The organism is Desulfoluna sp. CLI2B, from assembly GCF_056847375.1.
Map to the genome: position 1 here is coordinate 4,363,258 of NZ_CP186557.1, position 19,117 is coordinate 4,382,374.

At 60.5% G+C, this 19,117-nt stretch carries 15 protein-coding genes; 8 read left to right on the forward strand and 7 right to left on the reverse strand.

Annotation, left to right across the window (positions count from 1 at the left end; translation table 11 throughout):
- The first annotated feature begins 210 nt into the window (after positions 1-210).
- Positions 211-1,104, forward strand: a complete 894-nt coding sequence (map, locus tag ACOYW2_RS20310) for a type I methionyl aminopeptidase (protein ID WP_482767757.1) — start codon at positions 211-213, stop codon at positions 1,102-1,104.
- A 51-nt stretch (positions 1,105-1,155) separates the two neighbouring features.
- Here the strand turns inward: map and ACOYW2_RS20315 are convergent, their stop codons facing one another.
- Positions 1,156-1,785 carry a MerR family transcriptional regulator gene (locus ACOYW2_RS20315; RefSeq protein WP_482419762.1) on the reverse strand — a complete coding sequence of 210 codons (630 nt, stop codon included), beginning with the start codon at positions 1,783-1,785 and terminating at the stop codon, positions 1,156-1,158.
- A gap of 481 nt (positions 1,786-2,266) precedes the next feature.
- On the opposite strand from ACOYW2_RS20315, the gene ACOYW2_RS20320 reads away from it, so the two are divergent.
- The 7 genes from ACOYW2_RS20320 to ACOYW2_RS20350 all read left to right on the forward strand — a co-directional run bounded on the left by ACOYW2_RS20320 (position 2,267) and on the right by ACOYW2_RS20350 (position 10,699).
- Positions 2,267-3,664, forward strand: coding sequence for an NAD(P)H-dependent oxidoreductase (locus ACOYW2_RS20320; RefSeq protein WP_482417817.1), 1,398 nt, complete (start codon positions 2,267-2,269; stop codon positions 3,662-3,664).
- 343 nt (positions 3,665-4,007) lie between these two features.
- A complete protein-coding gene (locus tag ACOYW2_RS20325) occupies positions 4,008-5,042 on the forward strand; it encodes a TRAP transporter substrate-binding protein (RefSeq protein WP_482767758.1) in 1,035 nt (344 codons plus the stop codon).
- On the forward strand, positions 5,039-5,506 hold the full coding sequence (locus ACOYW2_RS20330; protein WP_482417819.1) for a TRAP transporter small permease: 468 nt from the start codon (positions 5,039-5,041) through the stop codon (positions 5,504-5,506). Before ACOYW2_RS20325 ends, ACOYW2_RS20330 begins: the two co-directional genes overlap by 4 nt.
- A gap of 446 nt (positions 5,507-5,952) precedes the next feature.
- Positions 5,953-7,254 (forward strand): TRAP transporter large permease, encoded by a 1,302-nt coding sequence (locus ACOYW2_RS20335; protein WP_482771064.1) that lies wholly within the window; start codon positions 5,953-5,955, stop codon positions 7,252-7,254.
- A 29-nt stretch (positions 7,255-7,283) separates the two neighbouring features.
- Positions 7,284-7,946 carry a retropepsin-like aspartic protease gene (locus ACOYW2_RS20340; protein WP_482767759.1) on the forward strand — a complete coding sequence of 221 codons (663 nt, stop codon included), beginning with the start codon at positions 7,284-7,286 and terminating at the stop codon, positions 7,944-7,946.
- Between the two features lie 436 nt (positions 7,947-8,382).
- Entirely contained in the window at positions 8,383-8,955 is a 573-nt protein-coding gene (locus tag ACOYW2_RS20345) for a helix-turn-helix domain-containing protein (protein WP_180139290.1), read from the forward strand.
- A gap of 94 nt (positions 8,956-9,049) precedes the next feature.
- Complete coding sequence (locus ACOYW2_RS20350) at positions 9,050-10,699, forward strand: AMP-binding protein (protein ID WP_482767760.1); 1,650 nt, start codon at positions 9,050-9,052, stop codon at positions 10,697-10,699.
- A gap of 121 nt (positions 10,700-10,820) precedes the next feature.
- Here the strand turns inward: ACOYW2_RS20350 and ACOYW2_RS20355 are convergent, their stop codons facing one another.
- From ACOYW2_RS20355 to ACOYW2_RS20380, 6 genes are all read right to left on the reverse strand, one after another.
- Positions 10,821-11,675, reverse strand: a complete 855-nt coding sequence (locus ACOYW2_RS20355; protein WP_482767761.1) for an Ig-like domain-containing domain — start codon at positions 11,673-11,675, stop codon at positions 10,821-10,823.
- A 3-nt stretch (positions 11,676-11,678) separates the two neighbouring features.
- The gene (locus tag ACOYW2_RS20360; protein ID WP_482767762.1) at positions 11,679-12,560 is read right to left on the reverse strand and encodes a fibronectin type III domain-containing protein; all 882 of its coding nucleotides are present in this window, start codon (positions 12,558-12,560) and stop codon (positions 11,679-11,681) included.
- Positions 12,560-13,981 carry an apolipoprotein N-acyltransferase gene (lnt, locus tag ACOYW2_RS20365; protein WP_482767763.1) on the reverse strand — a complete coding sequence of 474 codons (1,422 nt, stop codon included), beginning with the start codon at positions 13,979-13,981 and terminating at the stop codon, positions 12,560-12,562. Before lnt ends, ACOYW2_RS20360 begins: the two co-directional genes overlap by 1 nt.
- Positions 13,981-15,096 (reverse strand): dimethylarginine dimethylaminohydrolase family protein, encoded by a 1,116-nt coding sequence (locus tag ACOYW2_RS20370; protein ID WP_482767764.1) that lies wholly within the window; start codon positions 15,094-15,096, stop codon positions 13,981-13,983. The genes lnt and ACOYW2_RS20370 overlap by 1 nt, the downstream gene beginning before the upstream one ends.
- A 93-nt stretch (positions 15,097-15,189) precedes the next feature.
- Positions 15,190-15,822, reverse strand: coding sequence for a hypothetical protein (locus ACOYW2_RS20375; RefSeq protein WP_482767765.1), 633 nt, complete (start codon positions 15,820-15,822; stop codon positions 15,190-15,192).
- Between the two features lie 224 nt (positions 15,823-16,046).
- Positions 16,047-19,115 carry an AfsR/SARP family transcriptional regulator gene (locus ACOYW2_RS20380; protein WP_482767766.1) on the reverse strand — a complete coding sequence of 1,023 codons (3,069 nt, stop codon included), beginning with the start codon at positions 19,113-19,115 and terminating at the stop codon, positions 16,047-16,049.
- Positions 19,116-19,117 lie beyond the last annotated feature (2 nt).

Genomic DNA, 19,117 nt, shown 5'->3' on the forward strand with positions numbered 1-19,117 from the left:
GCGCGGGCCCTTTGAACGCCGAGGCATTCCCGAGGCCGGACAGCGGTCGTCCCCCACCACCTTACCTGGGTGGCTGTATTGCTTTTTTCCCTGTCCGGTCCCTGCGGCAGCTGGCGACATGTTGTATATATAACGCGGCCTCACCCATTTGTTTTTGAGGCCATCATGGGTTTATCCATGTCATTTACCTTGCCACTCACACTGGGCCTTATGAAAAAGAAATTAGGAATCAAAATCGGACGGAACGAACTCTGCCCCTGCGGCAGCGGGAAAAAATACAAGAAGTGCTGCGCCTTGAAAAAAGGCCAGCCCGATCCCGACAACGTGGAAGCGTATTACAAAAACAAGTTCGACATTCGCCTGAAAAAGCCGGAAGACATTGAAAAAATAAGGGTCGCGGGCGATCTGGTGGTCAGGACCCACGAGCTGGTCAAAGAGATGATCAAGCCGGGCATCACCACCGATGAGATCAACACCGCCGTCCACGAGTTCACCGTCAAGAACGGCGGCATCCCCGCCCCCCTCAACTACAAGGGCTACCCCAAGAGTGTCTGCCTCTCCCTGAACGATGTCATCTGCCACGGCATCCCCGGAGACCGGGTCCTCAAAGACGGCGACATCATCAACGTGGACATCACCTCCATTGTGGACGGATTTTACGCAGACGCCAACCAGACCCACTATGTGGGTACTCCGTCCAAGGACGCCGTGAAAATCGTGGAGGTGGCCAAAGAGAGCCTGAAGCAGGCCCTTGCTGTGGTGCGCCCCGGCAACACCATCGGAGACATCGGCCACGCCATCCAGAGCTACGCCGAAGGCCAGGGCTGCTCGGTGGTCCGGGAGTTCATCGGCCACGGGGTAGGCTACGAGTTCCACGAAGGCCCCCAGGTCCCCCACTTCGGCCGCAAGGGCCACGGCATCCCCCTGGTGCCCGGCATGGTCTTCACCATCGAGCCCATGATCAACTTAGGGAGCCCCGAGCTCTATATCCTCGATGACCAGTGGACCGCCGTCACCCGTGACGGCTCCCTCTCCGCCCAGTTTGAGGAGACCATCGTGGTCACCGAAGAGGGCTTTGAAAGCCTCACCCCCCTGGGCCTGTAGGCACAAGCCCCTGCACTGCCCCCGGCCTCTCCGCCGGGGGCAGCGCCTCCGTCACATGGTTTCCGAATCATCCTCCGACACCGAATCCAGGATCACCTTCTGAAAAGTCCGATCAAACAGGTAGATACGAAACGCCCGCCCCATGCGGGTCAGTTCCAGGGTCATGGCGCTGTTCTGCTCCACGCTGAGCCCCCGGCTCACCCCCCGTCTCAGCTTCATCTCCCGGGCCACCATCTTGCCCACCAGATCCGAATAAAAAGTGAGGTCCTCCAGGTCCACCCCCATGGCCAGGGCTTTTCGGGCCAGGGACGCCACCATCACGTCCTCCCGATCATACTTTCCTTCGCTCACCGGAAGCAGAAGGCCTAAGGCCTCCAGCCGTTCCACGATCTCTGCGGTGAGGCCGGTGTCGCGGATAAAGACCTCCCGCGAAATGGCCTGAGTAACGGCGTGGCGATGCCGGTTCTGCAGCAGGCGGATCAGCCGGATCCGCGCCACGGTGTCCGGGGGATACCACGCCACATTGGTCTCGGTCTTCACCGTTCCCGGCAGGAGCCCCAGGTTGGCATAGTGTTGAATGGTGGACCCGGGCAGCCCCGTCAGCGACTTGAGGTCGCGCATCTTCACATAAGGCACCCCGCGATTCGTACGGGGAATATCTTCGGATATCATCTGCTCCATTGTGCCTGATCCTCGATCCTTCGCATGGGTTGGCAATTCCGCCCCCACAGGCCTGGAATTGTAGAATTTTATCACCGTGTGTATCCCGATGCGGGTTGTCCAAACCCGACGACACGACCCTGCCGTCGTGGTGGCAGGCCCCTTCCCCATGTGCCTTTTTTTTTCAAAAAAAACAGCGGTTCAACAAAGAACCATAGTGGGTCTGAGCACTTACATAAAAAACAACAAATTCGAGTTTAAAACTGAGGAAAGCAATTACCGCGCGCCTCGGGGACTTGCGGCAAGAATGGTTCCGATATTAAAACATTGTTTACCAAGTTTCAACCACCAAAGTGGCAAGTGAAACTTTCCGCTTTACACACGAATTGACCGTCTGCTAAAACTCACTCAGTGGAGAAGGGGGAAGTAGACATTTCAGTAGTTTCATGGTGCACTTTCCGGCCCCTAAAGATTTGCTTTTGCAACTTCAAGGAGTCCAAAGATGAACATCACCGTCCTTAGTGGGAGCCCGAAGGGTAAGGACAGCGTTACCCTGCAATCGGTCAACTACATCAGTAAACTGTTCCCGGAACATACCTACGATGTGTTCCACATCGGCCAGACAATCAACGCCCTCATGGAAGAAAACGGAGATGCCTTTGACGCCGTCATGGAGTCAGTGAAACAGGCAGACCTCATCCTCTGGGCCACACCCGTCTATACCTGCCTGGTGCCTGCCCAGTACAAGCGCTTCATCGAGAAGGTGTTTAACGACGGCAAAGCCCCGCTATTCAAGGGGAAATACGCTGCGGCCATCTCCACTTCCATCAACTTCTTCGACAACTATGCCGTGGACTACCTGCGGGCCATCAACGACGACTTAGACACCCTCTTCGCCGGCTCCTACTCCGCAGATTCCTACGACCTCCTCAAGGAAGAAGGACAGATACGCCTGGCCCAGTTTGCCGCGCAACTCTTCGAGGATGTCGCCTCCGGGGCCATGTTCGGCAAGCGCACCTACCCGCTCTCCTACAGCTGGCATGTCTACGAAAGCGGCCCGGCGCCTGAACCCGTGGACTCAGGCCCCCTGAAAGTGCTGCTCATCCAGGACGAAAACTACGACGGAACCAATTTAGGGCGCATGGTGGCACGCTGCACCCAAGGGTTCAAGGCGGACATCGAGGTGGTTACCCTCTCAGAGCTCAACGTCAAGGGAGACTGCCTGGGATGTATCCAGTGCGGATTCGACCACGCGTGCATCTACGAGGGCAAAGATGACTTCATCGACTTTGCCCGGGAAAAGGTGGCCCCGGCCGATATCCTCATCCTCGCCGGTGAAATCAGGGACCGGTGGCTCTCGTCCACCTGGAAGCAGTTCTTCGACCGCAGCTTTTTCCAGAACCATGTTCCCGCACTGAAGGGCAAGCAGGTGGGCCTGCTCCTCTCCGGCCCCCTGACCCAGATGGTGGCCTTGAAAGGGACCCTGGACGCCATCGTCGAATGGCAGGGCGCCCACCTTGCCGACACCGTCACCGACGAGGTGGAGAGAAGCGGCTTCATTGACTCCCGCATCGACACCATGGTCCGCCGCATCACCGCCTTTGCCGAGCGCGGGTATGTGCGCCCGGCCACCTTTGTGGGCATCGGCGGGCGAAAGGTCTTCCGAGACGACGTGTGGGGACGCCACCGCTTTGTCTTCCAGGCCGACCACGCCTACTACGAAGCCAACGGGCTCTACGATTTTCCCCACGACGACGCCGACGCCATGAAGATGAGCGAAGACATGATCAAGCTCACCCAGGACCCGGACATGCGTCAGGCCATACGAAAAATGCTGAAAAAAGAGATGGTCAAGCCCCACAAAGGCATCGTGGAAAAAGCCGACACCCCCAATGACTGAAGGGCTGGTATAAAACAGACACTTCGGTTTCCCTGCATCCAAAAGCCCTGCACGCCCGACTTGACGCGTGCAGGGCTTTTTTCATTCCTGTTTTCCCGAAAACCGCTCCCTTTGACGGCCTCAACCCATCAACACACGCCCAGCCCCTTGATAGGGAACCCGCACGCAAAAAACATCATGGATTCCCCACCATAGCCACAATTCCCTTGACAAATGACCGCCAGTCACGGTTTTTTAATGACGCATCACCATTCCACAACAAGGCGAAACACCATGGTTTCAGGCCGAGCCATCGCCACGGCCTTCGACGTGACATCACACCAGGATTTCCGAGGAGTGTACCATGACCCGACATGTCCTTCGCTGTTCCTGCCTTCTTCTTGCCGGGGCCCTTGCCCTGGCCCTTTTTTCCACCCCTGCAGCAGCCAAGACCTGGAAGCTGACCTACAGCGTCTTCTTTCCCGCCTCCCACGGCCAGGCCAAGGCCGCCGAAGCCTGGGCCAGAGAGGTGGAAAAACAGAGCAACGGCCGCATCAAAATCACCGTCTTTCCCGGCGGAACCCTCACCAACGCCAAAAACTGCTACGACGGGGTTACAGGGGGCATCTCCGACATCGGCATGTCGGTGTTCGCCTACAACCGGGGCCGCTTTCCCGTCATGGAGGCCTGCGATCTCCCCATGGGCTATCCCGACGGCCTCACCGCCTCCCGGGTGGTCAATGCCTACCACCGGGCCATGGCCCCCAAAGAGCTGGACAACGTGAAAGTGCTCTACCTCCACGCCCATGGACCGGGCCTGCTCCACACCAAAAAACCGGTGGCCTCCCTGGCCGACCTCAAGGGCCTGAAGATCCGCTCCACCGGCCTCTCGGCCAAGGTGGTAAAAGCCCTGGGCGCCGTGCCCGTGGCCATGCCCCAGGGCAGCACCTACGAGGCCCTTCAAAAGGGCGTGGTGGAAGGCACCTTCGGGCCGGTGGAAGTCCTCAAGGGCTGGCGCCAGGCCGAGGTGATCTCCTCCACCACCCTCTGCAAAACCGTGGGCTACACCACCACCATGTACGTAGTGATGAACAAACGAAAATGGAATGCCCTGCCCGCCGACCTGCAAACCATCCTGGAGCAGACCAGCGCCCGGTGGGTGGATGTCCACGGCAAAGCCTGGGACGAGCTGGATACCTCAGGTATGGAAGCCAGCCTTGCCCGGGGCAACCGCACCGTGGAACTCTCCAAAGAGGAAAACGCGGCCTGGAAAGATGCGGTCCGCCCGGTGGTGACGGACTACATCACCCGGGCCTCAGAGAAAGGCCTTGACGGAGCCACCCTGGTGGAGACCCTCAAACGCATCATGGCCCTCCAACTCCAGGCGAGGGGCGCATGACCAGGCCGGGCCCGCTCACCACAGGCATCACCAAGGGAGCCACGTTCTCTGCCTGGCTCGCCGCCGCCTGCCTTCTGGCCATGATGGCGGCAACCTGCCTGGATGTTGTCCTGCGCTTCTTCCGCAGCCCCATTGCAGGGACATACGAAACCGTGGGGTTCCTCAGCGCCCTTATGGTGGCCTTTGCCCTGGCCGACACCACCCTCAAAGGGGGCCACATCGCCGTGGCGTTCCTGAGGGAAAAGCTCCCCCCGGCCCCTGCAAAATGGCTGGACCGCACCGTCACCCTGGTGCTCATCCTCCTCTTCGGCCTCCTCACCCTGCGCATGGGCAGCCACGCCCTGGAGCTGAAAGAAGCCGCCGAGGTCTCCATGACCCTCAAAATCCCGGTGTGGCCCGTGGTGGCAGGCATCACCGCAGGCATGGGTCTCTTTGTGGCCGTACTGGCCACACGGCTAAAGTAGCGAAAAGCGTGCCTTGTATGGTCAAAAAGCCAGCCTTCTATGGTTAAAGTGGGCAGGAAAAGCCAGCCTCCGGCGGCCAGGTGGGGGCACCTGGAAACCCTGAGGCGAATGCATGAAAGCAGACATCATGCAACCGTTTTCAAGGCATTCGCATGGTGTGTGACATGTGGCCGCCGCTTTTGCAGGAGAGGCCCATTTCATTTTTCTAAAAACACGATGAAGGGTTTTGGAATTTTCTTAATATCACCCGGACTAAACAGATTATGAACCGTCCCGTAAAGCCGCCAGCTTTGGTTGCGGGCGGAGCCCGCAGAAAATGCCATTACGATTTGCCCTGAGGAACGAAGGGCGAAGCGCAATGGCAACCTGCTTTCGAGGTGGCACACCTCGCCGCCGGAGGCTTTTCGGCATTTTCAACCGAGCTATTGAGGGTCTGTATCTTTATGATGTCTCCAACAACCGCCGGGGCCGCCGGTTTTCTTTTTCTCTTTGCCCTTCTCTTCACGGGCATGCCCGTGGGCTTTGTCATGGCCCTCACCGGCATCCTGGGGTTTGGTGCCCTGGTCTCCTTTGACGCGGCGTTGAATTTGGCGGTGCGGGACATCATCGACGTTTTCGGATCGTACAACCTCACCGTGATTCCCCTGTTCATCTTCATGGGGCAGATTGCCTTCCATGCGGGCATCAGCACCCGGCTCTTCAAGGCAGCCTACCGGTTCATGGGTCACCTGCCCGGGGGCATGGCCATCGCCACCATCGGTGCCTGCGCCGGATTTTCCGCCATCTGCGGCTCCACCAACGCCACCTGCGCCACCATGGCCTCGGTAACCATCCCGGAGATGAAGCGTTACGGCTATAAGGACACCATGGCCGCAGGGGTGGTGGCGGCAGGGGGAAGCCTGGGGATCCTCGTGCCCCCCAGCGTCATCTTCATTCTCTACGGCATCATGACCGAGCAGTCCATCGGGGGGCTCTTCATGGCTGGCATCCTTCCGGGGATCCTGCTCACCCTGCTCTTTGCCGCGGCCGTTGCCGTCTGGGCCCTCATCACCCCGGAGGTGGCGCCACGGGGCCCCAAAAGCACCACCAAAGAGCGCCTGGCGTCGTTGAGCGGCCTGGTGGAGACCCTGCTCCTCTTTGCCCTGGTCATGGGCGGGCTCTTCTTCGGCATCTTCACCCCCACGGAAGCGGGGGGCATCGGCGCCTTCGGCACCCTGGCCATTGCCCTGGCCCGAGGCACCATCGACGTTTCAGGCTTTGCAGCCGCCCTCTCCGAGACCACGCGCATCTCGTGCATGATCCTTGTCATCGTTGCCGGGGCCACCATCTTCGGCCATTTTCTGGCCGTCACCCGCATTCCCTTTGAGATCGCCACGGCCGTGGCGGACATGGCCCTGCCCCCGTATGCCGTCATCGGCCTCATTGTCCTGGTCTACCTGGTGGGCGGGTGCTTCATCGACGCCCTGGCCCTGATCATGCTCACCGTCCCCATCTTCTACCCGGTGGTCACCGAGCTGGGGTTTCACCCCATGTGGTTCGGCGTGGTCATCGTGCTGGTCACCCAGATCGGCGTCATCACCCCCCCTGTGGGAATCCACGCTTACGCTGGCGCCAGTGCTGTGCCCAGCATCCCCCTTTCCGTGATCTTCAAGGGGGTGCTTCCTCTGCTTGCGGCCCTGGCCCTGGCTGCCCTTCTTGTGATATTCTTTCCAGATATTGCCCTGGTCCTTCCCGAGGCCATGGGATAACCCGAGCAACAGGCCGAGAGGACAGCACCATGCATCTCAGACACATCATCGCAGGACTTTTTGCCGCGGCCTGGGTTCTCTCCAGCGGGACCGGATATGCGGAATTCTACCAGTACAGAAACGAAGACGGGGTCATCTGCTTTACCGACGACCTGAGCCAGGTGCCCAAAGAGGAGGCGGAAAAATCAAAGGTCTTCTACGACCAGTTTGACGAGAAGCCCGAAGAGCCAGTGGTCGACCTCAAAGAGGAAGAGATGACCAAGGAAGAGCGGGAGCGGAAGGGCAAGCCCGCCCCCGTGGCCAATGCGCCCTCTACCCGGTTCACCTTTGCCGACAACAAAATCCTGGTCCGGGTGACCATCGGCAACAACAACCGGACGGTCTCGGCCATCCTGCTCCTGGACACCGGGGCCAGCACCACGGTGATCCACAAGGCCCTTGCACGCCGCATCGGTCTGAGGAACATGGCTACGGGCCATGCCTCGGTGGCGGGTGGCCACACCATCCAGACAGGTATCACCAGGGCGGATTTTATCTCCCTGGGTCCCAAGAAGCTGGACAACCCCACCATCACGGTCATTCCCTATTACGGAGGCCATACCCAGCACGAAGGCCTTTTGGGCATGGATTTTCTCAAACACTTTCCCCACACCATCGACACGGCAAACCATCGCATCCTCTGGGCCAAGTAATCAGCCACTATGTTCCCCGTAAAGGAGGAATACCCCCATTGCGATTCGTCGCTGCCGCCCGCCTCTCCCCAGCTTGCCCCGCACCCGGAAAGCCCCGGGGGGCAAACCCGCCTTTCCCACGTGCGGAGAAACCGAAAAAAACACGTTTTTCCACGAAAAATCCATTTACAATCAAGGCATGAATTCGGTAAGAGATCCTGTAACATGAAAGGGATCATTCTCAAGCTGTTTCCTCTTCCCCCACCCGACCGGTGGACATCCCATCCGATCACGACGAGACAGGCTCACGATGCTTTTCAACCCCCGCCAGGGTGACCGGCGGTCAGCAATCCCGCAGGAGGGGCGCTCCACGTGCCTGCGTCCTGTAAGGAATCCGGCACCCCTTGTGATATTTGATGGCAAGCCATCCACCAACACAACATGAAGGAGTCGTTGCATGAAAATCGAGAAGATCGGCAGCCGTATTGCCGGCCTGATGAAACAACGGGGCATCACCCTGGAGGATCTTGTGGAGCGCACGGGACTTCAACGGGAGTTCCTGGAACAGATCGGCCGTGAGAAAGAGTATTTCCCCTCCCTTGGTCCCCTGCTCAAAATTTCACGGGTCTTAGGGGTCCGCCTGGGCACCCTTCTTGATGATCAGGTAAGCGAAGATCCTCTTATTGTGCGCAAAGGCGACCAGAAAAGAGAGATCGACATGCTCCCGGACAAGGACAAACCCGTTGCCCTCAGGTTCTTCTCCCTGGGCCAGGGCAAAACCGACCGGCACATGGAACCCTTCTTCATCGAGATCCTGCCCGAATCTGCCCATGACAAAAAGCTCTCCACCCACGAAGGGGAGGAGTTCATCGTGGTCACCCAAGGGGAGGTGGAGGTCATCTACGGCACGGAGACCCATCTGCTCAAGGCCGGAGACAGCATCTACTACAACTCCGTGGTCCCCCACTACGTAAGCTGTGCTTCAGAGACCCCGGCGTGCATCTACGCGGTGCTCTACATTCCGGAATAGTTCGGGCGGATACCCGCCACGCCCGTGCCATGAAGATCCCTCGGTTACGAACCCGGCCCGTGAAACGGGCCAGCGCAATACGGAGCAGCAGACCATGACCACCACCAATCTTCGGGAACTGACCTTAGGGCAGATCCTCGACAAAGCCGTTGCCGAGCATCCGGACAACGAAGCCATCATCTACGTGGACCGGGACTTTCGGCTCACCTATCGCGAATTCGGCGAGACCGTGGACCGGGTGGCCAGGGGCCTCATGGCCCTGGGGGTCCAAAAGGGAGAAAAGGTGGCGGTCTGGGCCACCAACATCCCCTACTGGGTGACCCTTCAGTTTGCCACCGCCAAAATCGGCGCCATTCTCCTCACCGTGAACACCAACTACCGGTCCGCCGAGCTGGAGTACCTGCTCAAGCAGTCGGAGTCGGAGAACCTCCTGGTCATCAACGGGTATCAGGACGCCGATTACATCAACATCGCCTGCGACCTCATCCCCGAACTCAAGACCTGCCAGCGCGGCTACCTCAAAACCGACACATTCCCCCACCTCAAACGGGTCTTTTTCCTGGGTCACGAAAAGCACCGGGGCATGTACTCCATCCCCGAGATCGAAGCCATGGCCCCCATGGTCTCAGAGGAAGATTACCAAGCCCGCCAGGCAACCCTCTCCTGCCACGACGTGGTGAACATGCAGTACACCTCCGGCACCACCGGGTTTCCCAAGGGGGTGATGCTTAGCCACCACAGTATCGGCAACAACGGCTTCTGGATCGGCGAAAACCAGAATTTCACCCATGAAGACCGCCTCTGCCTGCCGGTTCCCCTCTTCCACTGCTTCGGCTGCGTCTTAGGGGTCCTGGCCGCCGTTACCCACGCCAGCACCCTGGTAGTCTTAGAGAGCTTCGACCCGGTGCAGGTGATGGCCTCCGTGGAAGAGGAACGCTGCACAGCCCTCTACGGCGTGCCCACCATGTTCATCGCCATCCTGGAGCACAAACTCTTTGCCAAGTTCGATTTTTCCTCGCTCCGCACCGGCATCATGGCCGGGTCCTCCTGCCCCATCAACGTGATGAAGCAGGTGATCCGCAAAATGTACATGAGCGAAATCACCATCTGCTACGGCCTCACCGAGGCCTCCCCGGTGATCACCCAGACCCGCATCGAAGACAGCATTGAAAAGCGCGTGGAGACTGTGGGCAAAGCCATGCCCGAAATCGAGGTAAAACTCATCGATCCGGAAACCGGAGACGTGGTGGCCCCGGGAACCCAGGGCGAACTCTGCTGCAGGGGCTACAACGTAATGAAGGGCTACTACAACATGCCCGAGGCCACGGAAAAAGCCATTGATAAAGACGGCTGGCTCCACTCCGGGGACCTGGCCACCATGGACGAGGACGGCTACATCACCATCACCGGCCGCCACAAGGACATGATCATCCGGGGCGGGGAGAACATCTACCCCCGGGAGATCGAAGAGTTCCTCTACACCATGGAAGAAATTCAGGACGTCCAGGTGGTGGGCATCCCCAGCCGCAAATACGGCGAGGAAGTGGCCGCCTTCGTCATCCCGAAACAGGGGGCAGATCTCCTCCCCGAAGACGTGCGGGACTTCTGCCGGGGAAAAATCAGCCGCTTTAAAATCCCCAAACACGTGGCCATTGTCGACGCATACCCCATGACGGCCAGCGGCAAGGTGCAGAAGTACAAAATGCGGGAGAACTACAAAACCTGGTTTCCTGATCACGAATAGCGGAAAAAACACCAGGGGATAAATCCCCAGGCTCGCAAATGCTCCGGGGCTCGTTCCTCGCCCTGCGCATTTGCGCCCCTGGGTTCCAAGGGCTCAGCCCTTGGCCGCCGGAGGCTTTCCCCTACCGCCATGCCGCGCTTCGCACAAAGCACGGCCCTCCCTGGTCGGTGCCCCCCACGGGGTCCGTATCCGGCGATGGACTTGCCTTGGGAACGGCCACAGCAAGGGGGTCGTCGATGGTCCCGTTGACCTCGCCGTCGGCATCACCTGCACCTCCGTCGGTGAGGGTCACGTAGAGGGTGTTGCCTTCCATGCGGCATCGTTCCGTGATCTCCACGTATCCTGCCTCCGTCACCTTGTAGACCCGAGTCCCCTCAAGAAGGATTGAAGGCATCCCCACGGGCAGTTCCACGCTCTCCCCTGAAGGCACGGAAACCACCCGGTAGGCAAGGACCCCGTCGGGGAACTCGGCATCACGGGGTTTTCCCGTTGTCCCCAGAGAGGGGTCGAATTCCGAGAGGGTCCTCACGTCGGCGAGTGTCACACCAGGTTTCAGCACCGAGGCATCCAGGGTAAAATGACCTGTGTTGGTGACCGTCGCCACCGTGGCACGGGAGCTGTCCCCGGGAAATTTTTCCAGGGAATCGGGCACCCCGTCGCTGTCCTCGTCAGCACCCGGATTTGCCGTGGTAAAGTGCCGCACAAATGTCTCGTACAGGCTGTTTCCCGCCCGGTCACGGACCGAGGTGGAGATGATAAGGGTCAAGAGGGTATCGGCGGGCAGATCCGATTCGGGGATCACCACCAGGGTCCGGGAGGCCTCCACATACACATGGCGGAAAGGCGGCTTGACGCCTCCGGCTGTGGTGAGGTTCACGGATTCAGGCGTCAGGCTTTCCGGGTCCATGGGCTCGCTGAAGGTCACCATGGGGGTGATGTTGAGGGAAACGCTGTCATTGTTTTCGCTAGCCGTCACCCGTCACCCGGGGCTCTTCCGTGTCGGAAGCCGACAGGTGGCAAACGCACCCGCTCCTCGGCCGTAGGCCGTGCCCCCGGTGTTCACGGCAAAGGCCCGCACATAATAGGTGGTGCCCGGGGACAACCCTGTCATGGCATGCCCGAACACTCCGGTGGAGCCGGTCTTGCCTCCGTCGGTTCTGGAGCAGGTGGTATCCGGGTCCTGGGTGTCGGACCAGCACACCCCGTAGCTCACGGGGTGCCTTAGCCCGAGTTCTTTCAAGTCCCCCCGCCCTGTGGCCGAGGTGGCGGCGATTTCCCACGGGGACAGGGTAGAGACCACGGCAGCCCGGGGATGTTTGTAAATGAGTCCCACAGGGGTCTCATCCCCGTCGGGCAGCTGAAAGGTATAGGTCCCCTCCGAAACACCCGGTCCCTTTTTGGCCTTGAGGCAAAGCTCAATCTCCTGAAATGTATCGTTTGGTGGCGCCATGATCAGACAGGGAGACTCCACGGCAACCCCACCCGGATGATAAACGTTCCCACCCCAGGTATCTTCTCCCAACCGCCTCTGCACCGGTTCCCCGTCCGTCAAAAACCGCGAGTCCCCATAACAAAAAAAGTCAGAGTACGGAGTAAAAAAGTCACTGCCTGCGCCCTTCACCTTCAACTCGCCACAGTCGAATCCATTGATGTTATTGAACCTCAATCGGATGATTTCATCGTTTCCCACAAGGGTCGCGGGCTGTCGGGCCTCTTTCGTGGCCCAGGTGGCGGTCTCTTCGGTGCCGTCGTCATTGCGCCAGCGCCAATTCGTGTGTGCAACGATACGCGCGGAGGCATCCGCAGCAAAGAGCAGGACGCATAGAAACAATGCCATCAAGCAATGGGTGCGTTTTTTCATCAAGTATCTCCATGGTTCACGATTTTTTTGACGGTACAATAGCTAACAAACGGCTCTTTGGACTCCCGCCTCTGCACAATGATGCCGGAGGCGGAAATATGGCCGGACACCCCGAGGTTGTTATTGACCACCAGGTCTTTGCGGTTCCGGATTGCCAGGAGCCGATTGAAGTAAAAATGGTGACGGATCAGGGGCGTGCCTGTGAACCAGTTGTTGTTGGCCAGGACCACCAGGAAATCGTAGGGGCTGCGGGCAAAGGAGGCTGCCACCCGGTTGGTGCTGCTCTCGTTGCAGATGAGCACCCCGATGCGGGCACGGCCGGCCGCAAGGATCCCCCGGTTTGCCTCGGCAGGCTCTTCAAAGGGAGAGGCCTCAAAAAACGGAAGTTTCATCCCTGAAGCAGGCATTTCGATGCCCTTCAGAAGATTTTGTTTGTCGTAGCGCCCCGTCACCTGCCCCTTGCCGGTAAAAAGATAAGCCGAATTAAAGGTGTGGCCCTTAACAGCGGTGGTCATGCCGATAAGGTGCAGGGTGTCGGCTGAGGTGTTTGTGGCCTTCAGAATGGCCAGGGTGAGGTCATCGTCCGGCCTGTAGGACCAGGGCACGACACCCTCGTTCCAGATGGTCAGGCACTGGCCCTTCCCTTTAATGCATGCGGCCAGCCCCAGAAGGCGCTGCGCATACTCGTCGACCCGCTCCCGGGTCCACCGCAGGGTAAACGAGGAGTTATCGTTGGCAAGGGCCACAGGAAACCCGCCCGTGCGAAGCCCTTCCACCTGACGAACCGCCAGGGCCCCTCCCCCGTGGAGCAGGGCAAGGAAAAGCACAACAAAGGCCGCCCAGGCTGGTGAGCGCCTTTTGATCCCATGGGTGCACACCAGATTGAGCACCAGAACGGCAAAAGAGAGCCAAAAAATCCCTCCCAAGGCCGCCAGCTGACTCACATAAAGATTTCCGGCCTGGGAAAACCCCATGGGGTACTGAAACCAGGGAAAGCCCTCCAGGAGATGGTACATCCCCATCTCTGCAAGGATGGCTGCCGCGGGCCAGAAAAGCAGCTGAACGCCAGCGGATTTCCTTCGCACCGGGACAAAGAGCATCAGGATAATTCCCGCCTTTGCGGCCATGATCCCCACGGCCACGCCGTGACAGAGCAAGGCCACGCCCCACCGGTCGCCCGTGTACCTTAAAGCGGCCCCAGCCACCCAGAACGACATGACCAGCCCGTAGGCCAGGCCTGCCCAGCACACCTGTGCCATGGACTTTTTTGCGCTCCGCACCGCAAGGAGAAAGGGAACCAGGCACCCCCAGGCCAGCCAGGAGACCAGGGCCGTGGTGGCCACGCCCAAAAGCGCCCCGGACAAAGCCGAAAAGCCTACCCCACATTTGCTGAACCGGTTCCCTTTGCTGTTTCGCCCCATCAGGCACTCTCCCGCGCCAGGGCTTGATGCCAGCACCTGAGGGACCCGCCAAAAAAAGTCACGGCATCAAAGGGGACCTCCATCACCTCCTGCCCGGCGGCCCGCAGACTGTCGGCAACGCGCGGCACCCCCGCGGTTAGGATCAAAGCCTTCTCATCCAGGATCAGGCCATTGCAGGCAAAGCCCTCCAACGCCTCGGCCGCCGATACGCCTACGGTCTCCCATCCGCGCAGGCATTGAGGCAGGCCGTCGGGAAAGGCCTCGGGGCACACCACGGCCAAGCCTTCCTTCGGTGTGGAGAGACAGCAATCCAGGTGAAGCACATGGGGACTGAGCCTCACCCCATGGACGCGGTAGCCCGCTCCCAGGTACTCGGCCAGCCAGCGGACGCCCTCGGGGTTGCTTGCATTGCCGGAAAGCCCCACCAGAATGTCCCGCCCCAGCACAAGGACGTCTCCCCCTTCGAGGACAGCTCCCCGCCCCCATGGGACAGCCCCTCTTCCGTACACCGGCGGCGGCACCAGGGGGGGCATGGAAACCCGGGCCATTTTGGCTTGTGCAAACCGCCGGTCCAATGCCCGCCGAATCCCGAAGCGTTCCCGCCGACGAAACGGGAACAGGAGCTCCGTTTCGATGAACCTGTCCCTCACCGTCAGGAGCGGATCCCGGGGATAGAGCTGAGACCCGCAGGCAGGGAACGCCGAATCCATATATTCCAGCTCAACCCGGGTCATCTCCGGGGCCCTGTGAACCGTGACGCCCCGGTCCGTCAGCACCTTGATAACCGCCGTCATCTGGCGATCCATGCGCCTGTAAAAGGCGGGGTCGGCCTCGGCCAGGGTTTTCCCGGCATGGGCGACAAAAAACGCCTGCCATTTCCGGGGAAACCACCGGCGCACTTCCGGGGACAGGTTCTCTGGGATCTTTACGTAAGGCGATCCCACAACGGCCTCTTTGAGGGTTCCCCACTCATGGGCAACCCCAAGGGAGACCACAGGCCCGGTCGAAGTGCCATCGAGCAGGGCAACACGACCCATGCAAAGGCCTGCCAGCGCGAGGGAGGCTGCGGCCATGCCCTTGAGCAGGGTACGGCGGTTGATGTCAGGGTCTTTCATCACAAAACCATCCATGGGGTGAGGGATACGGGGATAGGCAAAACCGGGCTGGACACAGCTGCTCCCCAACCCGGTCCCCACAGGTTTCCCACCTTAACGACCTATAAAAAGGGTAAAACGCACGAACGCCCCCAGCAGGTCCAGGTCTTCGGCCGTGGCTCCGGGAAGCAGGTCGGACCCTTCATGATGGGTATAGGAGAGACCGGCGCGGAGCCCCCAATAGTCACGGGTAAAGCCTGCGGCGACTTCCACCCCGGGTCCGGATCGGTAGTCCCGCACAGGGCCGTCCAGATCGGCGTCGAGAAAGCGCCACAAAAAGGCCATCGAGCTTACGGGCCGGATGGCTCCCAAGACAGGAACCGTGCACTCGGCACCGTGCCGGGACGCGCCCAGGGCCAGGGTCAGCGCACGCACAGAACCGTCATCGGGCCCCAGGGAGGGAGAGAGCTTCCAGCGCATCCAGTCGTGTCGCACGCCGCCTTCCAGGTCCCAGTTGCCGTTCAGCCGATACGCCACCTGCACCATGGGACTGATGCCGTGACGCACGCTCAGGTCGTAAGCCTCCTCCCCGTACGTTGAGGTGGCTTCGGCCCCATACCCGGCAAGGTCCACGCCGAGTTCCACGGTCCATGGGGATGCACTGTCTGATGAAAAGAGAGGATCGCCCTGTGCCGCGGCATCAGGGGAAGGGGATTCCAGGGCATGCAATGGAGCGCTCAGAAACATGCAGAGCAACCACACGCACCAGAAGAGTCGATATCTTGGAGAGTACATAACGTGCCTTTCGATGATTCCTTAATTCAGCATACCCGGTACAACCCGGAAGGCTGACTGAATGAAGTAAACCACCCATCGGCAAAAGTATACGCCCCCTTGGGGGCCCACCTGTCAGAGACCTGTCGTTTTCAGGTAACCTGTTAAAACGAGATAAAAACCACCGGTGGGATGTCCTACCCCCAAAAGCTCTCCATGACCGCTTCCTGCTCTTCCAGGCTGTGGCCCGACCGGCGCAGGGACTTTCGCAACTGCTCCACCTGGTCCAGGGCCTGATGGGGACGGTCTGCCTCAAGGCAGAGATCATGGATAAGTCGATTGAGGGACGGAGAAAGGGGAAGGAAGGTGAGGGCACAGCGCCCGGTATCCAGGGCCCGATCCGTGCCGTGGGTCTGTGCCAGCACCGGACACCACGCCAGGGCGGCAAGGCGTACTTCCCGGGGGTCGGGGACAAAGGGGGCGGGATCCTTGAGAAGGGAAAAGGCACGGGTCAAAAGAACGGAGGCGGTCCAGGGGCGTTTCTGCTCCAAGATCAACCGCCCCTCTTCCAGCAGGTCATCGAGGCGGGCCGCCTCGCACCGGACATGGCGCAGCACAGCCGTGCCTGCGTCAATGGCCAGATAACACCGGGGCGACGTCGCGTCCAGGGCTGCGCCCAGGGTCTGCCTCAGGCGCTTCATGAGGTTGTCGAGGCGCCCCCTGAGGCCTTTGGGCTCCTTCTCTGGCCAGAGAAGGGCAGCCAGGCGATGGGCGGTCATGCAGGTGCCGGGCTCCCCAAGCAGAAGGGTGAGCAGCCGGACCTGCTGGGCCGCTCGAATCGTCACCGATTTTCCCGTGGAAAGGCAACAAACATCAAGGCGCCCACCGGGGGCGGGTCGGATGTCCAGCACGGGCACGGCGCTGCCGTCGTCCAGGAGATCCACGCCCAGCATTTGCCTGGCGGCCAGAAAAGCCCGTTGGCTCTCGGCTCCCCCGGACACCGCCGCGGTGAGCATGGGCGTGAACGTGCGGGGCTCAAACCCGGCAAAATTAAGGCAATCCACGGTCTCCATCATGGAGAGCATACGCGTAACAGTCCCCATGGCGGCATCGACCTCGCCGTCCGTCAAGTATCGCCTGGCCAGGTATCCCAACCCCAGGGCCTGGATGGAAGCATCCTCGAAAAGGGTGTGGTCTGAGGTGTGCTGGATCAGGATGGGCACCGCACCATCATCCGCCGGGTCCAGGCTTCGGCTGCACCCCAGGATCATGGCACAATGGCGAGCGTAGTAGTGGCCGCAATCAAGGGGTCCCACCGGCCCGATCTCCGCAGACAGGGCCCGGGCTTCGTCGTGCCTGCCCAGGTGAGCCAGGCACAGGGCCTTCCAGCCCAGGGTCACGGCGTGGATGTTGTCTTGCCCGCCATCGGTGGTGAGTACCTCGTCAAATATCCCGAGGGCCTCTTCTGCCCGGCCTCCGCGCAACGCAGCCAGGGCGTCCCAGGTACGGGTCATCTTCACCAGGTAGGGCGACGAAAGAAAAGGCGCAAAATGGGTCTTCACATACCCCCCGGCCAGGGTAAAATCATCCACCCGGCCGCGAATACGCAGGATGTTCAAGAGACAAAAGTGGACGGCAAAACGGCTTGACGGGCTCAAGGCCGCCATGCGCTCCGGCACCACCCTGGCGTCGAGTTCGGCAAGGGCACTGGGAACGTCCGTCCGCAGGATGGCGTGCAAACAGGGCACCAGGAGGCTGAAAAGATCCAGGTGATCTTCACCGCCTGCCGTAAGTTCCGGTTCCAGAAGGCGAAGCAGACCGCGGGCTGCGGCCCCGTCCAGGGCGTAGCATGCCCCCAGAGTCAGGGCCGCCAGGATATGACGCCGGTGATGCGCCGCCAAATCGATGGTTTCAAGAAGGTCCCTTCCCCGCTCGATGTCCGGGGCAAGCCTGCCGTAAGCCCCGCCGTGGAGCACCTCATACTCCACCAGGCGACCGATGGCATGCAGCTCTCCTGCCTCATCACCTGCCTCGCGCATGCCGTCAAGGCTCTGCTCCAGCCACTGCCGGGCGGAGACAGGATCCTTGGTGAGCAGAATGATCCCCCGACAGAGGTCCAGCCAGGGATAATTTCTTGAAGACCAGGGCGATAGCACATCGAGAAAAGAGGCAACCAGGGCAAACCGGCCCCGTCCAAGAAGCGCCAGCCCGTGAGAACTCAGCTCCTCGGCAAGCCTTTGATGACAGCCTTCCCGACTCAGGCAGAGCAGCCCCTCCTCCACAAGGCCCCGTTCAAGGCATCCGGCACCCAGCACCTCGGCCCAGCGACGACAAAACTCCGGCATCAGGCTGGATTTACGGGCCGCAAAGGCATCCCGAAGCAAGTGATGCAGGATGACCCACTCCCCATCCTTGTCTTTCTGAACCCTCACAAAGCACGCCCTGTCCGCAAGGGAGGCAAGCAGCTCCCCCTCGGCGCGCCAGGGACCGTCGCCCGTCAGGATCCCTAAAGGAATACGCTCCAGCCCCGCCAGAAGGGTCATCCTGGGAGACGCCTCGGTCCAGAGAAGATCCATGGCCCCGAGAATCCGGCTGCCGGAGAGTTTGGGAAAATGTCCGGACAAGGGCCTGCCGCTCAGCCGCCCGTGCTCCAGAATCAACCGCACCCCTCCGGGCCACCCTTCGGTGAGGGCATGGATGTCCCGAATGGTGTGGGCCGCAACAGGGTCTCCTTGGGCAGCCTGCACCACCTGGGCGGTTTCGTCCAGGCTCAGGGCCAGAAGGTCGTTGTCGATGAAAAGGGTGTCCCCCAAGGGGGCCAGGACCGCGTGATCCGGGTACTCACGGGTAAGAATCACCAGGCGCAACGGGCTGTGGGCAAGGAGCTGCTGCAGACAGGTGCGGTTTTCCGGGCTGTCCATGACCAGGTGGTAGTCGTCCACAATCAGCAGGCCCGGCCCCAGATCGGGGGCAGCTTTTACAAGCCGCGCCAGGGACTGCTCCCAGCGATTCTCCGGTAAGCCGCCCTCGGGCAGGGAAGGCAGCCCCAGACTGTGGCTCAGACGGTCCGTAAAGACCGACGGGTCGTCCTGAAACGGTGAGCAGGCATGCCAAAGGGACGGGGCCGAGGCCATCAGCTGCCGTGCCAGCGTGGTCTTGCCCTGACCGGCACGGGCCGCCATGACCAGCAGGCGAAAGTCACCGGAAAAGAGCATCCGGCAATGGGAGAGGGCGTCGTGGCGGATGACCGGATCGGAATGGCTCATGG